This is a genomic window from Pseudoalteromonas sp. SR45-5 (assembly GCF_014163565.1).
GTDB classification, from domain to species: Bacteria; Pseudomonadota; Gammaproteobacteria; order Enterobacterales; family Alteromonadaceae; genus Pseudoalteromonas; species Pseudoalteromonas distincta.
Window position 1 is genome coordinate 1 of record NZ_JACJDN010000578.1, and the last position, 2,521, is coordinate 2,521.

The 2,521-nt window shown below is 32.2% G+C and carries 2 protein-coding genes; both read right to left on the reverse strand.

Annotated elements, in window-relative coordinates:
- Window positions 1-1,165, reverse strand: a 1,165-nt coding sequence (locus H5072_RS16710; RefSeq protein ID WP_220488673.1) for a hypothetical protein, incomplete at its 3' end; no start/stop codon positions are given.
- Window positions 1,162-2,521, reverse strand: a 1,360-nt coding sequence (locus H5072_RS16715) for a hypothetical protein (RefSeq protein ID WP_182694176.1), incomplete at its 5' end; no start/stop codon positions are given. The genes H5072_RS16710 and H5072_RS16715, both read right to left, overlap by 4 nt.

Here is a 2,521-nt window from a genome sequence, read left to right on the forward strand (position 1 = left end):
CTTTGAGCCAAGCTTTATCTAATTTAACATTGTTTGAAATATTTTTAGAATAATTAAAATAAAACTTTCGAAGCTCATTAATTTCAGGCTTTTGCCCTTTAACATCTACTAACTCTAAAAGTTCAACTGAATCCTCAGGTATAGATATATCTGAATCAGAGAAAAAATCACTAGTCTCTTTACCCAACATAAATATTGGCTTTATATTTTTTGCTTGCAGTACTGATGCATACGGGTAAAGGCTATCAAAGTTACTTTGAAGTTTATCCCTTTGACTAATTTCATTTTCCCTATCACCATGGAAGTAAGATTTAAAGTAATCCGCAACTACTTCACAAAATTCTTCATAATCAGTATCTAATCCGGAACCCTGAACATTCTTTAAGTTGCCTAATATTTCATCTAATTCGATTTCTTTGTTTTTATGAATAGCTCTCCAAAAATCAATATCTCTCAATAAAGTCTTTGTAACGATTGACCGAAAAGTTCTTCTGTATGAATTTCCTGAATTCTTTAATGGTAGGAATTCACTCAAACGATTAATTCCACCGAGACAGGTACACCCTTTTCCTAAAGCATCATAAAATAAGCCATTGTAAATAGTTTCTTTTATCACACTATCAATAAAAGCATTGATTTTATCAATTTCAATAAATGGCCTACTGCTCCATTTAGAGTTAGTTAACTCGGAAATGAACTTTGCTAACTCTTCAACATAACTATCAAGAAACGCTGTGCTACCTTCTTGTTGAGACTTCGCTAAAGAAACCCACTTTTTCAATTCTGTAAGTTCAAAAACTGTACTCTGATCAATTCCAGAAACTTGCTCAAGAGTTGGTTTTACTTCAGCAATAAACATTAAACAAAAGAAATTCCCTTCTCGGTTTCGCTCATGTGCTAAATCTGAAAAGGCGTGCTTTTCAAAATCAATCAGTCGATAATGTTCATGGTTTTCTACAGCAACTATAAAACCATCATCAGATCCTAAATCAGCAATAGGAAAATCATCTGAGTCATAAATATTCAATAGAATTTCACTGACTAAGTTTGTGTCAAATTCTTTGAGAATAAGTCTACCTGGGACACCATCACCTCTTAAAGAGCTTGTCCAATCATTATATTCACTTTTAATAATTTCATAAAAATATTTTGCTAGTGATCTCATACCGAATCTTCCCTGTATGGATTAATTACATAACTGCATGCATCTGATAAATGTCGCAACATTCCCATTTGATACAGTAAACTTGCTAGGTTTTTTGAGTTTAAATTTAAGTCTCTTTGAATTAATTCTCGTTCGTCCCCGGGAGAAACATCTACAAAAATTGCATATTTAATTCTCAGCTGCTTTACAAAATTACTAAACTCCATTCGTTTATCATTGCCAAGAATTGTCACAACTAAGGAATGAAGAAAGTCTTCGGTTAAAACATACCTATAACTTCGTGTATTTTTCTTTGATAAGAAGCCTATTTCTCTAAAACAAACGTTCGGATAATTTGATATATGGCTGCTTAAATAGGACTCGGCATATTGAAGTTCATCTCTAGATTTTTTCTCTACTTCGGCTTTATCTTCTGAATCAATCTCCTTTACATATAGATCTATAATTTCAGAAGCTCTTATCGAGAGGGTTCTCTTTAGCTTATTTCGTTGAGTTGAAATACTTTGAATAGACGATTTCCTAATACTATTTGTCGTCTTTGAAAGTACCTCAACCAAGTAAAAAGGTTTTTTAAGTTCAGAGGGGCTTAAAGTGTTATGATAGGTCTCACCTATGGATAAAATATAATTACCAATATGGTAACCTACCAAATCGATCATAACTTTAACTTTATCTAACCTTTCTAGCTCCAATGATAATATTTTTGAGAGATCCACAGCGAAATCTGTAAATATTGGCAAATTTTTATAGGGTAAATAGCCTAAATCTTTACGGCTTTCTTTTGCTAATGGTATTCTTTCTTCTTGACGTACTAAAAGATCCGCAATTTTAGAAAATGAGTTATCTTGTACTCCAAGCCAAGACTCAAAATGTTTTTCGAGCTTTTCGCATACCCCATCATTGGCTCTACACAACATTAGATATGCCAGTTCTCCGCTTCTACAAAAAAACCGTCGGTCCTCTGTAGCCCTTTTATTGTCGAAATCACACCAAATGTAATCTGTGGAGATAGGGTAAATAAATTTTGATGACCATCTCTTTTTAGATAAGGGATCAAAAGTTAATGAGCTTAAAATTTTTATCGAATTATAAAAGCTTTCAAAAGAAGTAAAACTATTTTTAATATGCTCTATATCTTCTTCTTTGAATTGGAATAGCTCACCTTCAATACTTCTTAAATATTCAAATTGACGACACCACTTATCTTCTTCTGAAAGTTCTGAGTGAACAATAGTTTCAAGGATTTCATTTTGGTAAATCAAAATTCTTAACTTAAAGAAATATCGATGCTTGAAGTAAAGAGTTTCATTTTGTGCTGAAAATATAGAATCTATAAACCCTGCTTTTTTTGCTTGT